Annotated in this window: 16 protein-coding genes; 10 read left to right on the top strand and 6 right to left on the bottom strand. The window is 46.5% G+C overall.

Translation table 11 applies throughout. The features are described 5' to 3' along the window. Window positions 1–30 precede the first annotated feature (30 nt). Window positions 31–687: a DUF6629 family protein gene (locus BC349_RS13790; RefSeq protein WP_187257347.1), complete on the top strand. Its 657-nt coding sequence runs from the start codon at window positions 31–33 to the stop codon at window positions 685–687. A 26-nt stretch (window positions 688–713) separates the two neighbouring features. On the opposite strand, the gene BC349_RS13785 is transcribed toward BC349_RS13790, so the two are convergent. The 4 genes from BC349_RS13785 to BC349_RS13770 all read right to left on the bottom strand — a co-directional run bounded on the left by BC349_RS13785 (window position 714) and on the right by BC349_RS13770 (window position 12776). Then, a complete protein-coding gene (locus BC349_RS13785; RefSeq protein WP_187257346.1) occupies window positions 714–3929 on the bottom strand; it encodes a non-ribosomal peptide synthetase in 3216 nt (1071 codons plus the stop codon). A gap of 1 nt (window position 3930) precedes the next feature. Further along, window positions 3931–9627, bottom strand: a complete 5697-nt coding sequence (locus BC349_RS13780) for a type I polyketide synthase (RefSeq protein WP_187257345.1) — start codon at window positions 9625–9627, stop codon at window positions 3931–3933. A 72-nt stretch (window positions 9628–9699) separates the two neighbouring features. Continuing rightward, window positions 9700–11007 carry an LLM class flavin-dependent oxidoreductase gene (locus BC349_RS13775; RefSeq protein ID WP_187257344.1) on the bottom strand — a complete coding sequence of 436 codons (1308 nt, stop codon included), beginning with the start codon at window positions 11005–11007 and terminating at the stop codon, window positions 9700–9702. Next, window positions 11004–12776, bottom strand: coding sequence for a fatty acyl-AMP ligase (locus BC349_RS13770; RefSeq protein WP_222840178.1), 1773 nt, complete (start codon window positions 12774–12776; stop codon window positions 11004–11006). The genes BC349_RS13775 and BC349_RS13770 overlap by 4 nt, the downstream gene beginning before the upstream one ends. A gap of 192 nt (window positions 12777–12968) precedes the next feature. Here BC349_RS13770 and BC349_RS13765 point away from each other — a divergent pair, with 192 nt between their 5' ends. From BC349_RS13765 to BC349_RS13755, 3 genes are all read left to right on the top strand, one after another. Further along, window positions 12969–14987, top strand: coding sequence for a 3-oxoacyl-[acyl-carrier-protein] synthase III C-terminal domain-containing protein (locus BC349_RS13765; RefSeq protein WP_187257343.1), 2019 nt, complete (start codon window positions 12969–12971; stop codon window positions 14985–14987). 12 nt (window positions 14988–14999) lie between these two features. Then, entirely contained in the window at window positions 15000–16349 is a 1350-nt protein-coding gene (locus BC349_RS13760; RefSeq protein ID WP_187257342.1) for a cytochrome P450, read from the top strand. A 134-nt stretch (window positions 16350–16483) separates the two neighbouring features. Beyond that, window positions 16484–17122, top strand: a complete 639-nt coding sequence (locus tag BC349_RS13755; RefSeq protein ID WP_187257341.1) for a 4'-phosphopantetheinyl transferase family protein — start codon at window positions 16484–16486, stop codon at window positions 17120–17122. Window positions 17123–17167: 45 nt separating this feature from the next. Here BC349_RS13755 and cysC read toward each other — a convergent pair whose 3' ends face one another. Then, window positions 17168–17698, bottom strand: coding sequence for an adenylyl-sulfate kinase (gene cysC / locus BC349_RS13750; RefSeq protein ID WP_187257340.1), 531 nt, complete (start codon window positions 17696–17698; stop codon window positions 17168–17170). Window positions 17699–18226: 528 nt separating this feature from the next. Between cysC and BC349_RS13745 the strand changes: the two genes are divergently transcribed. From BC349_RS13745 to BC349_RS13720, 6 genes are all read left to right on the top strand, one after another. After that, window positions 18227–18784, top strand: coding sequence for a DUF2975 domain-containing protein (locus tag BC349_RS13745; RefSeq protein WP_187257339.1), 558 nt, complete (start codon window positions 18227–18229; stop codon window positions 18782–18784). A 3-nt stretch (window positions 18785–18787) separates the two neighbouring features. Then, entirely contained in the window at window positions 18788–19000 is a 213-nt protein-coding gene (locus BC349_RS13740) for a helix-turn-helix domain-containing protein (protein ID WP_187257338.1), read from the top strand. Between the two features lie 258 nt (window positions 19001–19258). Beyond that, complete coding sequence (locus tag BC349_RS13735; protein ID WP_187257337.1) at window positions 19259–19648, top strand: DUF1801 domain-containing protein; 390 nt, start codon at window positions 19259–19261, stop codon at window positions 19646–19648. A gap of 32 nt (window positions 19649–19680) precedes the next feature. After that, entirely contained in the window at window positions 19681–20046 is a 366-nt protein-coding gene (locus BC349_RS13730) for a DUF2200 domain-containing protein (RefSeq protein WP_187257336.1), read from the top strand. A gap of 50 nt (window positions 20047–20096) precedes the next feature. After that, window positions 20097–20666, top strand: coding sequence for a DUF4256 domain-containing protein (locus BC349_RS13725; protein WP_187257335.1), 570 nt, complete (start codon window positions 20097–20099; stop codon window positions 20664–20666). A 191-nt stretch (window positions 20667–20857) separates the two neighbouring features. Then, a complete protein-coding gene (locus BC349_RS13720) occupies window positions 20858–21340 on the top strand; it encodes a VOC family protein (RefSeq protein ID WP_187257334.1) in 483 nt (160 codons plus the stop codon). A 39-nt stretch (window positions 21341–21379) separates the two neighbouring features. Here BC349_RS13720 and BC349_RS13715 read toward each other — a convergent pair whose 3' ends face one another. Next, window positions 21380–24304, bottom strand: coding sequence for a triple tyrosine motif-containing protein (locus BC349_RS13715; protein ID WP_187257333.1), 2925 nt, complete (start codon window positions 24302–24304; stop codon window positions 21380–21382). Window positions 24305–24529: the final 225 nt, after the last annotated feature.

The following is a 24529-nucleotide window of genomic DNA, read 5'->3' as shown; positions in this document are numbered from 1 at the left end:
ATGGTGACCTGATTAATTAAATCATGGCTTATGTGTTTTTCAGCAACTGCAAGCTTTGCTGTTGGCGCCGGACTGATCATTCCCGGTTATATAGCCATCAGCAGAACCTCATCCAGAAGTATGTTGGCATTTTCGGTTACACCTGTTGTTTTTAGTTTCCACCAGTTTGCCGAGGGCTTCATTTGGCTGTCCCTGCAAAATCCTGGTTTTGCTTCCTTTTATAAACCGGCACTTTATGGGTATTCCCTCATTTCCCAACCTGTTTGGCCAATTTGGGTGCCATTGATCTTTTGGTTGATGGAAAGGGATCTTCAAAGGAAAAAGCTATTGTTTTACTTCCTTTTATTAGGGATAGCTTCTGCTGCTTATATGTTCTTTTGCCTGGTGAACTATAATATTTCAGCAGTGGCGGAGAATGGGCATATTCGTTACTACCGGGATTTTCCTTTGTTGAATATTATGCGCCCTATCAATTTTGTCACCATAGCCATTACTCCTTTTCTCTCCACTTTGCGGTGGACGAAACTCCTGGCATCTGCCATGTTTGGCTCGCTGGTATTTACTTACCTGTTTTATACGAACTATTTGATTTCTGTCTGGTGCTTTTTTGCAGCCATCTTAAGTTTATTGGTCATTTTGGTGGTATACGCAAACAGGCCTGAGGGTGATCTGATGTCCAGGGCCTGAAACTGCTGTTGAAGGGCTTTATGGTATTAATGGGCAGCCTGCCTTGTTGTTACATGTGCAGCCAGGGCTTCGATCGTTTGGTGTTCAAACAGGTCTTCAGCTTTTAAATGGAGTCCTGCCAAACCAGCGATAGCTACTACCTGTAAACTCTGGATAGAAGCACCTCCCAAGTCAAAAAAATTATCATTGATGCCTACCTGCTCAATATTCAATACATCCTGCCAAATGCCGGCCAGCAGTTTTTCCATCTCATTTCCCGGAGCAGCATATTCCTTAAGTGGAAGTGCGTATACTGGTCGGGGTAAGGCTTTCCGGTCTATTTTACCATTGGCTGAAAGGGGAAAGCTTTTAAGCGGTACAAATAAATCCGGAATCATATAGGCCGGAAGTTTGTTTCGTAAATACCCTGTCAACTCCAGGTTGTTTGAAGTTTCCTCTTTTGTTGGGACAAAATAAGCCACCAGGCGTTTCTCCCCATTGTTTTCCGTTCTTACGATCACTGTTGCCTCCTGTATGGATGCATGCTGCATCAATATGGAAGATATCTCGCCCAATTCTATCCTATGGCCATTGATCTTTACCTGGTCATCCATTCGGCCCAATACTTCTATCGATCCGTCTGCAAGGTATCTTGCATTGTCCCCGGTTCTGTAGAGGCGCGCCCCTGTTTGGGTACTGAATGGATCCGGAATGAATTTTTCGCTGGTCAGGATGGGTTGATGGAGATAACCTCTTGCCAGCCCTTCGCCACCTACATATAATTCCCCCACTACCCCAATGGGCTGAATGTGTAAACGGGCATCCAAAATATAAAGCCGGGTATTGCCAATGGGCTGACCGATTGTGATCGGCCCCGAACCCCTGGATACCCTGGCCACAGATGACCAGATGGTCGTTTCAGTTGGTCCATACATGTTCCATAATGTGCCGGCCCTTTTCAATAGATGGTCAGCCAGCTTGCGCGTCAGGGCTTCCCCGCCACATAGCGCTGTCAGTTCAGCATTCCCTTCCCAACCAGCGTTCAGCAATAATTGCCAGGTAGCCGGTGTGGCCTGCATGATGGTGATTCGATGTTGCCGGATTAGTTGGCTGAGTAAAATGGGATTTGAGCTTTCCTCCTTATTGGCGATGACAACAGTGGCGCCTGTTACGATCGGTAAAAATAATTCCAGTGCAGCTATGTCGAAGGAGATGGGAGTAACCGATAACAGGATATCCTCCTTATGCATACCCGGCTTCAGGCGCATCGACCATAAAAAGTTTACTACGGAAGCATGTTCGATCATAACACCCTTCGGTTGCCCTGTTGAGCCTGATGTGTACATGATATAGGCCAGGTTCCCAGGGAGTGAGTGGTTGGGCGCATTCCCCGGATCATTATATTCGGATCCATGCAATTCACGTATATGCATTACCGGTATAGGATACGCCGGTAGTGTATGGGGTTCTATGGTGGTAAGCAGCACTTGCACATTTGCATCTTTCAGAATATACCGGATTCTTTCTTCCGGAAATGCTGTATGGATCGGTACATATGCTGCGCCTGCTTTTAATATTCCCAGCAGTGCTGCCAGCAGGTCCGCCGATTTGTCCATTAACAGGCCTATCCTTCCTTCGGAGCCAACGCCCATTGACAGCAGATGCTTTGCCAGCAGGTTGGCCCTTGCGTTCAGTTGCCTGTAGGTTAGGGAATGGGTAGTGTCCATCACTGCAATGGCATCAGGACTTCGCTCTGACTGCTCTTCAAAGAGTTGGTGAATACATTTGTCCCGCGGGATTCCAAGTTGGGTTTGATTGAATGCATGAAGGAGCTGATAGCGGTCTGATTCCGGAAGGATCGCCAGGTCTGATATGGGCCGATCGGGGTGCAGGACTGCTTCTTCCAGTAAGAGCCGAAAGGAATGGAACATCCTTTCGATAGTAGCATGGGAGAAGAGGTCACTATTATACTCCACGATTCCCAGGTAGGCATTATCCTTCTTCTTCATCATCAGCGTCAGGTCGAACTGTGCCACGCCCCTGTCCATTTCAACAGGGGTGATTATTAAGCCCGGTATAGCGATGGCAGGCATCGGGGCGTTTTGCAGGTTGAACAGTACCTGGAAGATGGGTGTTCTGCTTAAGTCCCGCCTGGGTTTAAGTTCCTCAACAAGTTTCTCAAATGGAAGGTCCTGGTGTGCAAAGGCATCCAGGGAAACTTTACGTATTGTCCTTAGTAATTCCCGGAACCCGATCTGGCCAGATTGTTTTATGCGCAACACAATGGTATTGATGAAAACGCCTATCAGGTTTTGCAGTTCCGGTAAGTTTCGATTGGCCACCGGTGTTCCTACCAGTATGTCATCCTGTGCGCTATACCGATGCAGCATGCTGTAGAATCCTGACAGTAAGGCCATGAACATAGTGGCGTCCTCCTTTGCTGCCAGGTTTCCCAAGGCTGCCGAAAGTTCTGGCGATAAGGTAAAGTAAAAGGTTTTTCCGTTGAAGGTTTGCCGCGAACCGCGGATATGATCACAAGGCAATTCAAGTACGGGGAGCTCATCATGCAATTGTTGCTTCCAATAATGTAATGCCTCCTGAATGTTTTCATTACGGATGGTTGCTGTTTGCCATTTGGCATAATCTGCATATTGGATGGGGAGTTCAGGCAGTACATTCGGGTCTCCTGCAGGCCCTTTTTCATATAGTGTCATTAATTCCTTCAGAAAAACTCCCAATGACCACCCGTCGGCTATGGTATGATGAACCAGGATCAGCAGGCAATAATGCAGCCTGTCTATCGCATAAAGGTTGAGCCGGATCAGTGGGGGGCGAGTGAGGTCAAAGGGTTGCAGTGCCTCTTTTTGGGCAAGTTCCTTCGCCTTGGCCAGCTTTTCATTAGTACTGTCCGCTGTAAGATCGATGACCCGGATGGCGATCTTCAGGTCACTGATAAGTTCTGCTTTTGGCAGCCCGGAGTTAAAGGAAAATCTTGTCCTGAGTATTTCGTGCCTGGAAAGGATGGTATTGGCGCAATCCTCCAGGGCTGCTATATCCAGGTTCCCATTTATTTCCAGCAGCACGGAAAGGTTGTTGACTGCTGTCCCCGGTTCAAGCAACTCCAGGAATAATTGCCGTTGCTGGGGCAGGGAGAGTGCCGTATCGGACCGGTCCGGTGATCGGGGAATGGTTGTACCGGATCCCGTCACCTGTCCATTTAACCATTGTTCCAATAAAGCCTTCTTGGCTGCGGATAGTTCCATCTTAACCTGGATTTTTGATCTTTTGTAATTCTTCAATGGCTTCCTGCTCACTCATGGATGAAATTTTTTCGATGATGGAAGTTTCTATCAGTTTTGCCAATTGCTCAATGGTAAAGGCTTTGAAAGCCTCCTGTGGTGTGATCCTAATCCCGAATGTTTTTTGGGCGATGGAAAGTATCTGTGCGGCCAGTACCGAATCTCCTCCCAATTCAAAGAATGAATCATGGATACCCACAAGGTCTATATGTAAGGTTTGGCGCCAGATGGCAGCCAGTTTTTGTTCCACCGCAGTGTGGGGGGCTATATACTGTTGCCGGAGATTTGGCCGGGAATAGAGTCTGGCAATATGGCTGTTACTCCCGCCCAGTGCGGAGAAGAAGGGCATGCTTGCAGCTGAAGGATACAGATCAAGCAGGTTGGTCATGTCAAAAGGCAGCACGGTGATCTGCGCGATGGGTTGCGTAAGCAGCTGGCCGAGTAATTCAAGACCATGCTTAATACTGATGACTTTTACCAGGTGCTGGACGGATGCGTTTTGTTCCTGTAGTCTTTCCGTGGCTTCTGCCGCCAGGCCAACTTCTGCCCAGGGGCCCCAGTTGATGCTGATCGCAGGAAGTCCCTTCCGGCGGCGGTAATGAGCCATTGCATCGGGATAGGCGCTTGCTGCTGCGTAGTTGCCCTGGCCTGGTGAGCCGAGTACCGAAACAACAGACGAGAACATCACAAAAAAATCCAGGGGCGTGTCAATGGATAGCTGGTGTAAGTTCCATGTGCCCTCCACTTTTGGTGCCATCACTTTTTTCATCCGGTCTGAATCGAGATTGACCAATGATCCATCATCCAATATACCGGCTGCATGGATCACTCCCTTTAGTGGTGGCATATTTTCCCTGATGCGTTCAAAGACCTGTTCCATCTGGGCATAGTGGCTCACATCTGCTTTCTCAATCACTATGGTTGCGCCTTCTTCCTGCATCCATTGTATGGCTTGTTTGGTATCAGGAGTTGGATCATTCCTTCCCAACAGTACCAGGTGCCTTGCGCCTTTCCTTACCATCCATTGGGCAGTGGCCAGGCCAAGGGCACCCATTCCGCCAGTGATCAGGTATGTTTTATCTTCCCGGATAGGTTCATTGATATGGTCAGCAATTGATGTGGGTGGAAAAGGCAGTAGCCTGGCGACATATGGAACCCCGGAACGAAAAGCCACCTGGTCTTCCTGGTTGTCGGATGATAGTTGCCTAAAGAGTAAGCGGGCGGAATTTGATATGGATGAAAGGGGATCCAGGTCAATGCGGGTACAGTTAAGGTCAGGTAGCTCGAAACTGATCACCTTGCCCAGGCCCCACAGGGGTGCTTGTTCTACGGCAACCTGATCTTTTGAATTTATTGGCTGCGCCCCGCTGGTCACCAGCCATAATCGGGGTAGCCCGAAATGGAATTTTTCCAATGCCCGGATAAGCAACACAACACTGTTACATCCAGGAGTATACAGTGAATCGGTCGGATCAGTTTCATCCAATAATTGGGGGGATATGGAAAGGCTCCATAAATGTACTATGCCGTAAATCTTCGCTGGGATTGTTTTTAATTTTCCTTCAATCCATTCACCCAGTTTACTTTCATCCGATGGGTCTGTATGGTTATGGAGATCATTAAAGGGGAGCTGGTAACAGATGTCACCGGACATTTCAATTTGTTTCACCAATTCATCTCCTATTCCTGTGCTGTCGGAAAAGAGCAGCCAATGTCTTTTTTCATGCTGATTGGCAATTGGATCCATGGGGGTTTCCCGGACCTTCCAGGCTATCTCATACAACCAGGTATCCTTAGGTATCGGGGTTGGTCTTTTTTTATTTACCAGACGTTGCAGTTCAAGACCGGAAATTTCCAGGAGTACTTGATTGTTGCTGTCCAATAATTTTATGCTGGCCTGAATATTACCCTCTCCTCCGGTATCATTCAACAAGGTTACATGGCTCCGGACACTTGTGCCTGGGCTGGAGTGGAATTTAATATGTCTGCAGGCTGTGGGGATATAAAGTTCATTAATGGAACTATGGCCATTTATTGCTGACATTACCTGGAAGCACGCATCCAGCAGAGCCGGGTGAATATGGTAGTTCCTGGTTTCGGCATGTAATGGTTGGGGAAGGCTTATGCTGCCGAACGCTTCATTGCCCTGCTGCGTGGCATGTTCAACACCCCTGAAGCCCGGACCATATTGAATTCCCCGGGCTTCTAATTGTGCATAGAATGCTTTTGCATCGAATGCCTTGTTGTAAAGTTGCCCTGTTATTTCCGGATTCCCATCCCGGGGCGCTATGAATGACCCATTGGTCTTTTGGGGAACCAACTTTGCAGTTGCATGCAATACCCATTTTTCCTCCGGTTGGTGTTGGCTGAATATGCTGAAACCGTAGGTGCCATCCTTATCCTTTTCCAGTGTAGCCTGCACCCATTTGTTTTGCCCGGTTGACAAAGACATTCTTTCATGGAAATGAAGATCGCAAAGCTCATGGGTAATATTCAATCCAGTCATATAAGCACATGTTAATGCCATTTCAATATAGGCTGATGCCGGTAGTATGATCTCCCCATTAATGCGGTGATCCTTTAGGTAGGGTAACTGTGTTGTATCCAATGTATTTTGCCACAGTGCTGTTAAGCTGGAACTCGCAGGCTTTATTAACCTGCCTAATAGCGGGTGGTAATCTTTTGAATCATTTTGCCTGTCGGGATATTTTTGCTCCGTCAGCAATGCCCTTTCTTTTATCCAATACTGCTGGTGGTTCCAGGGTATCGGTGGGAGTTGTATCGTTTTACTATGATACCGGAAAAAGTTTTCCCATTGGATGGAAAAGCCTGAAGTGTACAACGTGGCCACTGTCCCTGACATTACCTCCCTTCCTGGTTCTTCACGGCGCAGGGACGGAAGCAATAGCAAAGGGCCATGATTGCTTTGCCTGCATTGTTGAATGGAACCGAGCAGGATGGGATGGGCTCCTATTTCAATAAAGGCAGTGAAACCATCATCAATCATTCTCCCGATCGTATCGGCGAAAAGTACAGTCTCTCTAAGATTGTGCATCCAGTATTCCCCGGTCAGTGAGGAACCGCTTATTGGCAGGCCTGTAACGGTTGAATAGATGGGAAGCGATTCGGGTTGGGGCTTTAGTCCTTTCAATGCCTCCAGAAGGTCAGACCGTAATGGGTCCATTTGTGGACTATGGGAAGCGATATCAACATTAACCGGTTTGCAATAGATATTATTCTCCTCCAATGATAGCATAAGCTTCAATATGGCGTCTGTATTACCGGAAATGACTGTGGTAACCGGGCTGTTGACAACGGCAATGGACAAATTTTCTTCCTGGCCCTTTAGCCACTCCCTTGCCTGGTCAGGAGAGAGTGCTGTCAGCAGCATGCTGCCCTTTCCACTGATACCTTTCATTAACCTGCTGCGCAGGCAAATGACGCGGATGGCGTCTTGCAGGTTCAATGCGCCTGCTATACAGGCTGCGGCCACTTCTCCCATACTATGGCCAATCACTGCATCGGGTGCAATTCCCCATGATTTCCATTGTGCCGCCAATGCAACCTGGATGGCAAAGATGACTGGTTGTATTACATCGATTTCCTGCAGGCGGGGATCCTCGGTTTCGGTCTGCAGTAATTCGAGTAAGGACCAAGAGCATAGTTCCCGGATGATCTCATCGATCTGCTCAATTGTTGTGCGGAACACCAGTTCCTGTTGCAATAAATCCCGTCCCATACCATACCATTGCCCACCCTGGCCCTGAAATACAAACGCAAGCTTATGGTGACCGGAAAAATTTTTGTCAGTGACATAGTAAGGGTGAAGGGCTGTTCCCTGGGTGTAGGACAACAAGCTATTGTGTAGCTCCTGCCTATCATGACCAATAGCTGCGAACCTATAGTTAAATTGGCTTCGCCTGAGTGCTGCTTCCCGGCAAATAGTCTCGACTGGTGTTGAATCGGAAGCCAGCAGGTGTTGGAGCTTGCCCGCATATTCAAGCAAGGCCTCCGGACTATAGGCGGAAAAGGATAATAGGAAACTGCCGGTTTCAACGGCCTGGGTTTTCCCTGAAGTTTCAGGATCCTTATTGTCTATTGGTGATTCGCCGACTACTATATGTACATTGGTTCCGCCAAAGCCGAATGAACTTACCCCCGCCAGGGCCGACCTTCCTTCGGATGGCCAGGGGGTTAACCTGTCTTGCACCTGTAAGTGGAGAGGTTCAAATGGAATATTGGGGTTGGGTGAGTGGTAATGCAAACTCGGAGGAATCTCCCTGTGGCTGAGCGAAAGGCATACTTTTATCAATCCCGCTATTCCGGCCGCTGCCTCCAGGTGGCCAATATTGCTTTTAACAGAGCCAATTCTGCAAGGGGTGTGCACACGACCTGCACCTAAAATATTTCCAATGGCTTTTGCTTCCATTGCATCACCTATAATCGTACCGGTTCCGTGTGTCTCAACATATTGAATGCTTTCAGGGGGGATTCCTGCTTTTAGATATGCTTCACGCAACATTGCCGACTGTGCCTCACTGCTGGGTGCCATCAATCCATTGGTACGCCCATCCTGTTTCATGGCGCTGCCGTGAATGATAGCGTAAATGGGGTCACCATCTGCTTTTGCGGCGGATAGTGGCTTCAGCACAATTACACCGCCGCCTTCTCCGCGGACATAACCATTGGCACCGGCGTCAAATGACCTGCATCTGCCATCCGGCGACAATACTCCCGCTTTTGTAAAGGAAATGGAATGGGCCGGTGATAGGATCAGGTTCACGCCACCTGCAAGTGCAAGACTGCATTCCCTGTTTTTCAGGCTTTGACAGGCCAAATGGACAGCGGATAGCGATGAGGAACAAGCGGTATCAATGGACATGCTCGGTCCATGCAAATCGAAAAAATAGGATATGCGATTGGCTGCAATGGATAATGCATTTCCTGTACCCGAATGGCTTGATAACAATGAAGGATTGGCGAATTGCAATTGGCTGTATTCATTAATTGAAATACCAATGAATACACCAGTATCTGTTCCGGCGATATTTTCTTTTGTCTTTCCTGCGTCATCCAGTGCCTCATACGCCAGCTCAAGCAGCAATCTTTGTTGTGGATCCATGTAATTGGCTTCCATGGGTGAAATGCCAAAAAAGAATGGGTCAAACTGATCGATTGATTCCAGGAATCCTCCCCATTTTGAAATAGTCTTTCCTGGGGCGGACGGGTCATGGTTATAAAAAGCCTCCTTATCCCACCGGTCTTTTGGTATTTCAGTGATCGCATCTACACCATTCCGGAGCAATTGCCAGAAAGCCTCCTTATCGCCGGCTCCCGGAAAGCGGCAGGCAATTCCTATAATGGCAATTGGGTCATTTGATGAATGCGGGTGATCTTCCGGAGAGTCCGGTATTTTATAGGCGGAGCCCTGGTTGGCCAGGTAATGCGACAACAATGATATACTGGGATGTTCATAGACCAGCATGGGGGAAAGCCGCTGACCTAACAGTGTTTCCAGTTCTCCCGAAACCGATACTGCATCTATTGATGAAATGCCATGATCTGTAAAAGGTGCATTAATATCTATGGTCTCAGGAGAGATCTGCAACAGATCTGCCAGGTAAGCAATCAGCCAGTCCCGGATATCTTTTTCAGTTAACACAAATGAGGTTACTAGTTTAAGAATACAGTTTTAAAAAGTCCGGTTGGTTTAATGGAAAGTTTTTTCCGGATGCTATTTTTTTGAACGGTTCCCGCCCACCTGCATCTGCCAGAAAGCAGTCATACCGGGCCTTCTGTCAGGTACGCCCTGTTGATCAGGGGTGCCCTTTTGATTCCAGACCAACGGGTATGCATCTACAGCCGGTATTTCTGTCATTGTTTTGAGGATCTCGATATTGTTCCTGGCCTTTTCAATGAAAGGTTCGAGCTTTTCAAGCTTTAATTTTTCATTTTTGATATCCCTTTCCCTGAACTGCGGCAGAACTTCCTTTGCAAATAATTCCATCGACTGGCAGATGTGTTCATGCGAATAGTTTCCGCTTTGCTGCAAAAGGATTAATTGATCCACGCCGGCATCCTCCAATGCCTTGAAATTTTCGATTAATTGCTGAGGCGTTCCAATTCCTCCCATGCCTGCTTTTTTTCTTTCCCGTTCCATTCTTTCCAGGACAGACTTTGGGCGATGTTTGAAGTCATCCCACAAGTTGGTTTGTCCCGGTACATGGGTGCCATCCCGCCAATAATGGCCTAGTCCATAAGCAAAGAATTGCGCTCCTTCCTGTCCGCGGCTTATTGCGGTATCCATATCTTCATGGCACATGAAGCCCGTTAGCATGGCGATATTGGGATTGATTGACTGGCCGATTGGGGTACAATTTTCCCTGAATTTATCATAGTAGGTATCCACCCAGAATTTAGCCTCCTCTGCATTGACAAAGGCAAAGGTGAGCGCACCCATACCCAGGCGGGCAGCTAATTGCACATTGTCCCTATTTGAACAGGCTGCCCAAATTGGGGGGTGTGGCTTCTGCATTGGCTTGGGAACAATGTTCCTGTGGGGCATGGAAAAATATTTCCCCTGGAAGCCGGGGTATGGATTCATGCACATCATTTTGACAACTTCACTGACTGCTTCAGCCCACATCGATCGTTTATCTACGAAATCAACACCAAAACCTTCCAGTTCCATTCTTGAGCCGGATTCCCCTGTTCCCCAATCCAGGCGGCCTCCGCTCAGGATATCCAAAGTGGCGAGCCGTTCCGCGATCCTGGCAGGATGATTGAATTTTGGTGACATGGCAACTATGCCATGGGCCAGTCGAATCTTCTTTGTCCTTTGGGTGCATGCTGCAAGAAACACCTCGGGAGCAGAGGAGTGACAGTATTCTTCAAGGAAGTGATGTTCCTGGGCCCAGACATAATCGATTCCCAAACGGTCGGCTAATTCTACCTGTTCAAGCGCTTCCTGGAATAATCTTGTTTCATCCCCTTCGTTCCAGGGACGGGGTAATTGCAGGTCTATGAATATTCCGAATTTCATGTGGGGTTTAGGGGGTTTAGGGCATCAGCTAAATATTGTTTCCTGCAAATGAAATGTCTTATTTTACCGCTTGTTGTTCTGGGTATGCTACCGGCGCAGGTGATTTTTATATCATGTACCTGCAAGTCATGGCATGTTGATACTGCGGTTTTGATCGCTTTTGTGATTTCTTCCTTCTTACACAGGTCCTGGTCCCGGTGGATCTCTGCTATTATGATGAGTTTTTCACCATCATCCTCCTGCACGGAGAATGCTGCAAGTCCGGATGGCATGATGGCAGGATGTGAGTTTGAAGCGGTTTGCTCAATATCATTGGCATAATGATTTTTACCACTGATAATGATCAGGTTTTTTAAGCGGCCTGTTATGAATAATTCGCCATCATCCAGGAATCCGGCATCTCCCGTTCTCAGGTAGGTACGGTCACTATTCAGGGAAAGTTTTGCCCCAAAGCTTTCATTGGTTGCAGCAGGGTTGTTCCAATAGCCTGGGGCAATATTGGGGCCGCTGACCCAGATCTCTCCAACTTGTCCCCGTGGACAGGGACTAAGCGTTTCGGTGTTCACCACAATTACTTGCTGTTCCAGGGGAACCTGGCCACAACCTACTATTTTCCATTCATCCTCCATGCTGGCAGGCGAGGAGATGGAATGGTCCCTTTCGAGCGCAGTCCTGGATAGTTTGCGGACCTGCAGGGATCTTTTTTTGGGGCCACCTGAAACCATTAATGTAGCTTCAGCCAGACCGTAACAGGGTAAAAAAGAATTTTGGTGAAAACCGGAAGGGGAAAAGTATTCGGCGAATCGTTGTATGGTATTTTGGTGTATCGGTTCTGCACCGTTAAAGGCCACTTCCCAGCTGCTCAGGTCAAGTTGCTCTCTTTGCTCCGGTTTTATTTTCCTTAGACATAGTTCATAAGCAAAATTGGGTCCGCCGCTGGTGGTTCCCCTGAAATGGGATATCGCATCCAGCCAGCGAAAAGGCTGCTGTAAAAACAATGTATAGGGGATTAACGTAGATGGGTAACCGGAGTAAAGCGGTTGAAGGATACCGCCTACAAGTCCCATGTCGTGATAGGGAGGCAACCAAATGACCGCGTGACTTTCGCTCGATTGCCCAAAATGTTTTTCGATCTGTCCCAGATTATGGATAAGGTTACGGTGATTAACCATCACTCCTTTAGGTGAGAAAGTAGATCCGGATGTATACTGAAGGAAGGCCAGTTCATTGGGGTCGATCAATTGCTCCTGCCATTTTTCAGCGAGTGAAGTTTTATCCGGATGATCTGTTGGCAGTAGTTTAATGTCTGCGAACTTATCCCGGCAAATATCACTTGTTTGAACAGCATCGAAAAGGGAGGTGGTTAGCAGGGCCACAGCAGGTGTGGCATCGGAAATTATCCTTAGGATATTGGGCAGCATTTTCTCCAGTCGGGCAGGATGCAAAGGATAGGCAGGAATAGCGATGACCCGGGCATACAAGCATCCCCAGAAAGCAGCGATAAAATCCGGTCCGGGTGGTAATAACAGAAGGGCCCTTTCTTTCGGCCTGGTGTTGGCTTGAAGCAGCGCTCCGATTGCTCTTGCCCGTTTGTCCAACTCCACATAATTCAATATGATCTCTTCCCTTTCACCATTTTGCAAATAGCGGTAAGCCAGCCGATCGGGTTGGTGCTTTGCACGCCATCGTAAGATATCAACTAGTGAGGTTGGCAGCTGGATCATAGGAGGCTTTTGGGTGAATTGCTCTTCAATTACAAATATTTCCAACTTTCATTGTTTCGAAAAATACCATGCACAGAATGGCACACAACTACTATATCTATGCATATCTAAAATATGCTATATTCAGGATAAATACAATTACTTTTAGAATGTGCGAATTTTCGGTTAGACATCATTAGAATTCAGGACGGTTTAGTGGTTCAATACTACTTAACCATCTCAGGAAATTTGGGTTATATGGACCAAAGACAGCAAACCGTTATAGAAAGTCTCGGAACCTACCTTCCGCCACAATCCTGCACTACAAATGAAGTGCTGGAGGCGTGTAAGCATGGATTGCATTTCCCCCTTGAAAAGATCACGGGAATAAAAACCAGGCGGATGGCGGGTCAATTGGAATTCGCCATGGACCTGGCAAGCAATGCTGTTGCCGATTGCCTGGCAAGGTCAAAATATTCCCCTGATGAGATCGACATGATTATTTGCTGCAATATTTCCCGTTACAATAGTCCCGGGATGGTTTCTTTTGAACCTGGCACATCAGTTGCGCTTAGGCAGCGCTTTGGATTTTCCAATGCCCTGGTTTTTGATATTACCAATGCCTGTGCCGGTATGTTTACAGGTATTTATATACTTGATGCTTTTCTCAATACGGGCGCTATTCGTCGCGGCATGGTTATCAGCGGGGAATATATAACCCACCTGACTTTGACTGCCCAAAGGGAAATTGAAGGCTTTATGGACAAAAGGCTGGCCTGCTTAACACTTGGGGATGCAGGGGCAGCAATAGTACTCGAAAAATCTTCCCGTTCCGGTGCCGGATTTGTTGAACTGGACCTGCAGACATTGGGTCGGTATAGTCCTTTATGTATAGCAAAGGCTTCGGAGAATGGAGGGATGATTATGTATACTGATGCGGTGGGTCTGGCTGATGTTGCCATTAAAGCCTGTGCCAATCATGCAATGAATGCGATGGAACACGCCGGTTGGCCGGCGGATGGATTTCAGCATTTGATCATGCACCAAACATCCGGTCTGACATTGAATAGTGCAATGCGGGAAATAAACCGGTTGTATAACAAAACCGTTTGCCATGACGGGAACACCATTAATAATCTGGAACATCGTGGAAATACGGCATCAACCTCGCATTTTATAGCGCTTGCTGATCAAATCCGGAACAAGACCATCAATTGCGGGGATAAGGTGGTATTTGGTGTGTCTGCTTCAGGACTGACGGTTGGTACGGCATTGTATGTTTTCGATGATCTGCCGGAAAGGTTTCGCCAGATGGATTTGCAGGCAACATCTGCAGTGCACGAATCATCCGCAAGCGGAGGGGACAGGATTGAAAATTCAGCATGGCCAAGGATCAGGATCGAAAGTATTGGTAAACTGCCGGATATGCCCGGTGAGGCCAGGTCTTCAATGGAGCTGCTTGTTGATGCTGCAACCCAATGCCTGGAGCGATCAGCATATGGAAGCAGTGAGATCGGCCTGCTGATTTACAGCGGGGTTTATCGTAGTGAGTATTTGCTGGAGCCGGCTTTTGCAGCTTTGTTGGCTGGCGAATTGGGCATGAACGCCACCTATCCATCATCGGGGGATAGGAAAACACTGGCGTTTGATGTTTTCAACGGTTCAGTGGGCTTTTTGAATGCCTGTTATGTCGGACAGCAGCTGATACTGGCAGGAAAGAGTTCCACTGCCATGGTCGTAACTTCGGAAATAGAGAATAATGACACCGTATGGCCGACGGAAAGGGTAGGAATAAAGCCAACTGCTTCTGCTATGATCATTGATGCTGCCGGTCAAAACAATTCGGGTTTTTCCCGATTCCTGTTCAGCCACCACCCTGAGTATATAAATGCCTATACAACGTATTATGTGGCGGAGGGTTTTTCTCCCAGGCTTCATGTGGAAATAGATCCCGGTATCGAATCAATTTTTATATCCTGTATCATTCCAACAGTCCGGGAAATACTTCGGTTGGAAGGGTTGGCTATAACCGAAATTGATATAGTTATTCCTCCCCAGGTTTCAGCCGGCTTCATTAAAAGGTTGAGCGAAGCGTTAGGGTATAGTACACAAAAATTTATTGACGCAGTTGGTGACGGTCCTGATTTGTTTACATCGTCTATTCCCTATGCCATGGATCACCTGTACGAAGATAAGCTGGTTAAAACCGGTGACATTGGTCTGATCATCACTGTCGGTTCGGGGATTCAGGTTGGTTGCGCTATTTATCATTTTTGATTCATTACAACTATGTGTGCAACAGATAAATCAAAACTTCCACCCGGACCAAAAGCGAAATTCCCATTGGGGAATTTATTCAGCTTCCGGAAAGATTGTCTTGGGTTCCTGAAGTCTATTGCAGATGAGTACGGTGATATTGTTCATTTTAAAATAGGGCCAATTCGGGTGGTTCTCCTGAACCACCCTGATTACATTAAGGAAGTGCTATCCACGCAAAATAGGAATTTTAAAAAGGGGCGTCCCCTGGAAATGGCCAAAGAATTGTTGGGTGATGGACTTTTGACCAGTGAAGGAGAGTTCCATAGGAAGCACTCCAGGATCATTCAACCCGCTTTCCACCGCAATATGCTGGACTCCTACGCTCCGGTTATTAGCGGGTGCGCTGAAAAATTAATGAAAGACTGGGCAGATGGAATGGAGGTTGATATTAAAAAGGAGATGAGGTATATGAGTATTGCCATTGCGGGTGAAGCCTTGTTTGGTGCTGACACAGCCGGTGAGGCTGCTGAACTTGACAAGGCTCTGGAAACGGCCACCAGCTTGTTTGGAAGGATACCTTTACCCTTCTCCGAATGGTTGCTTAAGCTGCCTCTTCCCGAAAATAAGCGGTTCTACAAGGCGAAAAAGCGACTGGATAGCACAATTCATCGAATGATTGAAGAGCGGAGGAGGTTGAATGCAGATAGTGGAGATTTGATATCCCTGTTACTGCGAGCCCAGCGTGATTTGGGTAAAGATGCGTTTAGTGATCAGGAGATACGCGATGAAGCCATTACGCTTTTTCTTACAGCCTTTGATACAACTTCTGTGGCACTGACCTGGACCTGGTACCTGCTCTCACTGAATCCTGAAGCAGAAGCAGCATTGCATGAAGAGTTGGATCGGGTATTGAAGGGACGGTTACCAAATGCTGAGGATGTTGCAGAGCTGAAGTATACCAGGATGGTTTTTGGTGAATCGCTGCGCATGTACCCACCATCCTACCTGATACCAAGGCAGGCAATTGAAGCGTTTGCAATCGGTGATTATACCATTCCTGCCGGTACTATTATCCTGCTCAGTCCATACCTTATGCACCACGATCCCAGGTTTCATGAGGATCCTGAGAAATTCAATCCCCGCGCATGGGATCGGGACGTAGCCAGTCAGCGATCGAAGTATGAGTATTTCCCTTTTAGCCGGGGGCCACGTTCATGTATCGGGGAACCTTTTGCCTGGTTGCAGGGGGTATTGGCGATTGCTACAATAGCCCGGTTTTGGAAGCTGGAGCTTGAGTCTGATCATCCTGTTGAATTGGAGACTGTCATTAATTTGCGGCCAAAAAAAGGGATTAAGATGATCCTTAAGAAGAGGAAGTAAACCGGATAGTCAATCTTGTGATGGAAAAAAAAACTAATTGGTGTGTAGCACTGCCAAATGGAGTGATTTCCACAAATGAAATTCATGTATGGCGGGTAAACATTGACCAGGCCGTTCATGCAATAGATTTTCTGATGGGACTTCTATCAGAAGATGAACTCATAAGGGCTTCGAGGTTTCGTTTTGAGCAGGACCGGTTAAGGTTCATGGCCAGCCGTGGTTTATTGCGTAATTTATTAGGTCCTTACCTCGATAAGGAGCCCCAACTGATCAGTTTCAGGTATAATGCTTTTGGTAAACCTTTTCTTGCAAACGCACCGGTTAAGCATCAATGTGAATATGCATTTAACCTTTCCCATTCCGGTGAGGTGGTATTGTTTGCCATTACCCTTAATGCACAAATAGGCATTGATATAGAACTCATCCGTCCCTCATTTGATACGGGGGCTGTGGGTAAAATGTTTTTAGCGATGGAAGAGATAACGTTGCTTGAAACTTCAGGTGAAGAGATGCGTTCCGAATTGTTTTTCCGTTTCTGGACCAGGAAAGAAGCTTTTACCAAGGCCATGGGCAAGGGTTTGTCGTTCCCTTTGGAACAATGTGATGTTTCCCTGATTGATGAAAGTCGCTTTCGGCCCGTTATGCCGGAGGGATTTCAATACGATGGCTCAACCTGGTATGCTATGGATTTATTGGCGAGGGATGGATTTGCTTCAGCAATAGCAGTGAACGATCCCGAAAAGCGAATTTCCTGTTTTGAATATGTGATTTGAGGGGGGCTTTCCCTGTGGCAGAAGGACTGGCGGATTACCGATAATTTAACCGGGTAATTGATGCATGATATAATTGTATAGTTGTTTTACGCATTCTTCTTCACTGCGCTTATGTGTATCAATAATGAGGTCTGCATTATCAGGCATTTCAAAAGGGTCACTAACCCCTGTCAGGTTATTGATCTTTTCAGGATGCCCATCTGGCAGTAATGCCCTTTTATACAATTGCTTTGTATCCCGATCTATTAAGGTTTTCAGGTCGCAATTGATCCAGACCGTTTTTACATGGTTGCCATAGTTTGATATTTCCTGCCTTATTTCTTCATATGGATTGATGGCGGCGATGATTGCAATAACTCCATTGGCGGTCATGCGCTCTGCAACAAAGCCCAGCCTGCGGATATTTTCATTCCTGTCTTGTTTAGAAAATCCAAGATCCGGACAAAGATGTTTCCTGTAAGTGTCACCATCAATCACTTCAACAGCATGTCCTTCTTTCTGCAGTAGTGCCCTTACTGCAAAAGCAATTGTAGACTTACCTGAACCAGATAATCCGGTTAGTTGAATGAGCACCATGCCACTTAAGTTACTGATAATTTCCAAAATTGAACATCTCTCAGCATATTGAGTTGGTCAATATGCTTATTTTATTGGCAACGTTATGTTGAGAATTATATTTCCAGGGGTGGAAGAATAGGGAACGCAGTAATCTGATATTGTTCTCTCCATGGCTGGATATTTCACTCCATCTTAATGAGGGCAGAAAAACAGTCTGGCCACAATGCAACCGGAGCATGATCACGCTGTGATGGTAGTGGTTCATTTTTCCGGAAGTAAAATTCACTATGTAGCCATTTAGTAAGCACTGTGTAGCCATGGTCCGACCCAATGCCAGATTCCACAGGTCATTACAGCGATGAACCGCTGTGTGTACTTTCTGGCGGCCTGCCCTACCTCGTACTAAACTTCTCAATTACCTCTAAAAGGTTTAATGGCCTGACTTCCAGGATTTTGCATAGAATTGTCAAAAATCAGTATAAATTTATTGATAAACAATAAATTTATACTGATTTTTGTATTGTAATATTAAACTGCCAAATAATTATGGAAATTAAAATCACCACCAATCAGATTTTGAAAGTACTGCAAATACTTTCGTGGATAATTTTTATCGGACTATGTATTGAAGCCGGGGGTATTGCTGTCAATACTTTTATCACATTGTTTATAAACCCGCATGGAGTTGAAAATTTTTGGGCGGGCAATGAATATCTTTCGGGACTCTACAGGTTTGACCGGGGACATTTTATTGCCATCACGTTAACAATGATTATTGTTTCGGTCCTGAAAGCGATAATGTTTTACCTTATTGTAAAACTATTTACAGAAAAAAGGCTGAAGATTTCCCAACCCTTCAGTATGGAATTAAGACGCTTTATTAGTATACAATCTTTTTTGGCTTTAGGCATTGGTTTCTTCTCTCATTATGGGTTTAAATATTCCGTATGGCTGACTAAACAAGGTATAGCATCTGCGGACCTGCAATCGTTGAACATGGCAGGTGCGGACGTTTGGATATTTATGGCAGTGATACTATTTGTAATTGTACAGGTTGTAAAAAAGGGAATTGAAATTCAAAATGAAATCGACTTAACCATTTAGCGTATGCCTATAATAGTAAACCTGGATGTAATGATGGCAAAGCGAAAGATGTCGTTAAACGAGCTTTCCGAAAAAGTTGGTTTAACACTGTCCAATCTTTCCATCCTGAAAACAGGAAAAGCAAAAGCGATCCGTTTTAGTACATTGGAAGCAATATGCGAAGTGTTGAATTGCCAGCCGGGCGACATTTTAGAATATGAAAATAATAAGCAATAATTACTGCATACAATTTTCCTTTTGTTGAATTAAAAAACTGCATAGCGTTTTCCGAATTTGATGAATTTGAAAAGCTACCAACATCCATAAAAAATGGACTGCTGACAGTGTATCGCATAAAGCGAGCCTGGTAGGACACGGTTATACTATAGGAAGGAAATCCGTATATTTATTTGCATTGATCAGTGGTGCTGAAAATCCAACCTGTGCCTGATTCGAACCCTTGGCTTTGTTATGCAACAACACAAATTAATAACAATGAACCAGGATATTATTCTTTATAATGACAAACAAACTTTAGCTGACAAGGTAATTTGTGACCAACTGGCCACTATTATAAATAAACAGCTGGCCGATGCGGAGAATAAAATCTGGCACGCTCATCCCGTCTGGTTTTTGGATGGCAATCCAATTGTAGGGTATAGCAAACAAAAAGCCGGCATCAGGTTAATGTTTTGGAGTGGGGCCGACTTTGATGAAAAGGAGTTGAGCCTGAGAGGACAAAAATTTAAAGACGCTTCAATATTTTACAATAGTATTTCTGAAATTGTGGAGAACGATTTGATGCGATGGCTGCAAAAATCAAGAGAAATCCAGTGGGATTATAAGAATATAGTAAAAAGAAAAGGCAGGTTAGAAAGGCTTTAATGCTTGTAAAATAAGCGTAAAATATTCAGTGCATGAATACAACTACCGAACACAATGAGCGTATCGCAAAAATGACATTTGCTTCGGTATATCCGCATTATGTGGCAAAAGTGGAGAAGAAAGGCAGAAAGATAGAAGAATTGCATCAGGTGATAGAGTGGTTGACCGGTTTTGATGCAGGGAAGCTCCAGGAGCTGATTGCTGGGAAAGTAACTTTCGACACCTTCTTTAAGAAGGCCAGATTAAACCCAGATGCCAGTCTCATAACCGGCGTTATCTGCGGCTATAGGGTGGAAGAAATCGACAATCCGTTGACACAAAAGGTAAGGTATTTAGACAAGTTGGTGGACGAGTTGGCGAAAGGGAAAAAAATGGAGAAGATTTTACGGAAAGCCTGAAAACCTGACCTGCAAATGGAGAGTTACTCTGCAGTTGTCCTTATATGCGTATGTCAAAATCAACACATTCAATTTTAACCAGCGAACAACGGGCTGAGCTGTTGGATATTTTACAGTCGCGTTTTGAGAAAAACATGTACCGTCATAAAAGCCTTGACTGGGATAAGGTACTGGCCAGGCTGGAGGCCAGTGATTCGAAATGTTGGTCGCTTCATGAAATGGAAAGAACGGGCGGTGAGCCTGATGTTGTCGGCTACGATGCAGAGAATAGTGAATTTATATTTTTCGACTGTTCCGTGGAAAGTCCCAAAGGTCGCAGGAGTATTTGCTATGACAGGGAGGCACTTGAATCCAGAAGGGAGTTTGCTCCAATGGACAATGCTGTTGATATGGCGGCGGCCATGGGCATAGAGTTGCTCACGGAAGAGCAATACCGTGAATTGCAGTGCCTGGGTCATTTCGACATGAAGACATCCAGTTGGCTGAAAACGCCGGCTGGTATCAGGAAGCTGGGTGGCGCCATCTTTGGGGATTTTCGTTATGGCCAGGCGTTTGTTTATCATAACGGGGCCCAATCCTACTATGCTGCCAGGGGCTTCCGCGGTTCGCTCAGGGTCTGAGCCTGGTGTTGGCTCAGGATCAGTTCCGGGCCAATGAAATGTTAGGGCGAAAGAATTAATTTAGGTGTCTGACATGTGGTGTCTGACATGTAGTGTCTGACATCTGAGATTAACGGATTCAGAAATCATAGATGTCAGACACCACATGTCAGACACCTAAATCACCCACCTAAACCACCTAAATTTCAGCTATGAAACCGAACAGGAGAGACTGGTTAAAATATATAGGGTTGGCACTGGCGGGTATTGGTCTTGCCAGGCTTAGTGTTTCCGCAGGAAAAAAATCCCCCAACCCGGCGCAACAGCAACTGGGCGCATTCTCCATCAGCCTGGCAGTGAAGGACCTGAATGTCTCCAGGGAGTTTTATGAAAAACTGGGCTTCACGGTTTTTGCCGGCGCCATGGATAAGAACTACCTGATCATGAAAAATGGCAATGCATTGATTGGCTTGTTCGAGGGTATGTTTGAAAACAATATCCTCACGTTTAATCCGGGTTGGGATGAAAACGCCCAGGAGGTAAAGGGATTCGAAGATATCAGGAAGATCCAGCGCCGCTTAAAAGAGAAAGGAATGAAGTTTGTCAGCGAAGCAGATGAAAATGGTTCCGGTCCCGCTAGTTTTATTTTGACAGATCCGGATGGTAACACTATTTTGCTGGACCAGCATATCTAACCCCATCAATCAATTCCTAACGCGCTCCAACAAAATAAATTACTGGTTTGGCCTTACTCCTGCAATAAAATCAGCCAGGTTCACATCGGGTGTCAATTGCAGTTTTTTCCGCAGCCGGTACCTGGCAATTTCAACTCCCTTGATGGTGATGCTCAGCAGTTGTGCCATCTCCTTGGAAGACAGGTTCATTTTGATATAGGCACAGATCTTCATATCCGTGGGTGTCAGATCGGGATAAGCTGCTTTTAAATTCTGCAGGAAGCTGTTATGCACTTCATCAAAGTGGATGGAAAACTGTTCCCAGTCGTTGTCGCTTTTCTCTTCTGCTGAAATTAATTTCAGCAGTTTGACAAAATCCTTTTTTTCTTCCTTCCCTGCCAGCCTTTCTGTGGCCCAGGATAGTTCCTCTTTTATTTTCGTCAGTAATCGGCCGCGTTTATACAGGTGCATGGTCGTGCTGGCGAGCTCCTTATTTTTATAGCGGACTTCTGTTTCCAGGTGATCATTTTTCAGCTTGATGATTTCCCGCTCGTTACGCTCCAGCTCTCTTTCATTTCTTTCCAGTTCCAGTTCGTGCAGGTATTTTAACTGAGCTTCTTCCTTTTCAAATTTTAGCCGCTGGTGTTTCAATCGCCTGTTATGCAAACGGAACATGCCGGTTGCTCCCGATATCAGCAATATCGCGTACAATGAATAAGCCAGTCTGGTCTGGTACCAGAATGGGGTAATGATAAATGAATAAGAGGCCGGAGCCGAAATATTGCCGAGATTATCCCGGGCCATTACCTCAAATCGGTATTCACCATGAGGCAGGTTGGTGTAGTCGGTGCTGGATTTATCTGTCCAGCTCGACCATTCATTGTCCAGCCCGACCATTTTGTGACTGTACATAATTTTATCAGCGTGACTAAACAGGTTGCTGTGAAATTCAAAATGGAAGGCATTCATGTAAGGCTGCAGTACAGCTATAGATTTGTTTCCCTGGCTGTCCAGCATTTTGTTATCCTGCGTAAAATATCCGCCAAAAAGCAGCGAATCCTGCTTTCGGGTGATGGTTACTTTTCCTATCCTGGCTATGATATTATTATCTCTTTGTTTGTACTGGTGATAATTAAAATGAATCAGTCCATTGTTGGAACCAATCAGGATGTTCTGGTCGTTGTAGGGATAGATGTTTTCGAAAGCACCTACCAGTTGCCCGTCAAATTCCGGGAAATACCGCAGCTTGTCATCCTCCACCACACCCATTCTTCCCGGTGTGGCGAACCAGATTCGGCCTTTATCATCCCGGCGCATAAAATGGATGGAGAGATGGCCGAATATGCCGGCATAGGCTTCTGAGGGGACAAACCTGTCTGCGGAGGGAACAAATTTGTAGATGCCTTTTTCAGTGGCAAAGACCTGTTCGCCATTGAGGGTAAACACGAAATTGTTGTTATTGCCGGGCAGGCCGTTGGCGGTGGTATATAGTTTTACCGCAACGGCACTGCTATAATCCGGTGCCATGGTTATTTTGTAGATGCCCCGGTAGGGATGGGAAGCCCAAACGGTGTGCGTTGAATAATCTATTTCCACAAACCGGAGCGTTTCGCCCAGCAAATTCCTGAATGCGTTATCCACCGAAAAACTACCGTTTTTGTACCCGAGCGATTGCAGTCCGGTATAACCTCCCGCTAAAATCTTTGATGTTCCGGGTAGCTGCCGGAATAACCAACTGCCCCCGCCCCTGCGGCTCAGGAACCGGGCTTTGTTCCCTTCCACCAGGAAAGATCCTTCGTGATGGCCCATGAATAGCCGGTTTTCGATGGTTTGCAGGCTCCATACCTGCCCCATGCTGTAGGGAACCAGGCTGAAATTTCCCTTACTCTGGCTGATGTCCCCATGGACGGGTCCGGTCAGGGGAGCGAAATAGAGGCCATCCGAAGTGCCGACATAGAGTTTGTTTTCATGCACCAGGGAGGTATAGGTTGCCATCCTGCTTTTGGGAGCCGGCGATAATTTACTGATGGGCGACAGGTAATCTATCATGGCTACCCCTTCATCCAGTCCCGCCCATAAATTCCCCTGCCGGTCGGCAAATATTGATCGGATATTATTGTTTTCCAGTCCGTTGTGCGTGCTGAAATGCCGAACCACCTGTCCCGCCCGGTTGATCAGCAGGATTCCGTTGGAAACGGTTCCCAGGGCATACAGGTCGGGACTGATTTCCCTCGCAGTGTAAATTCTTTCCTTTTTTAAAGCGGTCGCTTCCTCCATTGGCTCGATTTGCCCGGCTGTCATCAGGAATAACCCGTTATGAAGGGTGGCCAGCAGAAGGGTATCGCCCTGGTAGGGAAGCATGTTGATGAGAAACAGGTCCTTTAAGGTTTGTGCACCCGGGACAGCCATCCAGCTATTTTCCGCCAGCACGACAAGGGGCTGGCTTCCATTCTGGGCATAGAGACGGCCTTGTGCCAAACCCATAAAAGTCCAGCTGCTGCCGTTTGCCGCCAGGTGGGTGTGGGCTACACCGCTATAAGGCCGGATCTCAAAAATTTTGGTTGTTGTACGGAAAAAGACTGTGCTGTCGTGGATAACTATATTCCACACATCCCCAAAAGAGCGGTCGGACTCTTCCAGCAGTCCGGTCAGGGAGAAATATTCGAGTACGCCTCTTTCGTTGGGGAAAAAATAGCCAATGGCGTCCTGTCCACCGGTATAAATCCGGCCGTCATCGGCGATGGCAAGGCTTCGCAATACGGTTTTATTAGGAAGGCGGAAAAGCTTCCATTCCTTGCTATTGAAACTCAGCAATCCGGAATTGTTGGCAAAATACATCACCCCGAATCGATCCTGCCCGATTTTCCAGTTTTGGGTACCGGCCCGGGTCAGTTCATGGGGGAAGTTGGTCACCTGGGGCAGACCGATCACCTGCTGCCCCCGGGCATCCGGCGGCAAGAGAAACAGGAGGAGAAATCCAGTCACTAATATGGGTATCAAACGTTTCATCCGGTAAAAGGAGCCATCCACAAGGCTACAGAGTGTAATTCTACTGAAGCTGGTGCACATAGCCAACCCATTTTTTAAAAACTGTCTTTGTTGGGTTTTAAATCATTGATAACCAATAATAAATTTCCGTACTGTAGTGTTGTTGTAGGGGTTGTATTTTTTGTTTCCAGAAGGCATCGGGGGAAATTTGGGCCTGAAATC

The organism is Flavihumibacter stibioxidans (assembly GCF_014332695.1).
Taxonomy (GTDB): domain Bacteria; phylum Bacteroidota; class Bacteroidia; order Chitinophagales; family Chitinophagaceae; genus Flavihumibacter; species Flavihumibacter stibioxidans.
This window is presented reverse-complemented; position numbering and strand designations above follow the sequence as displayed.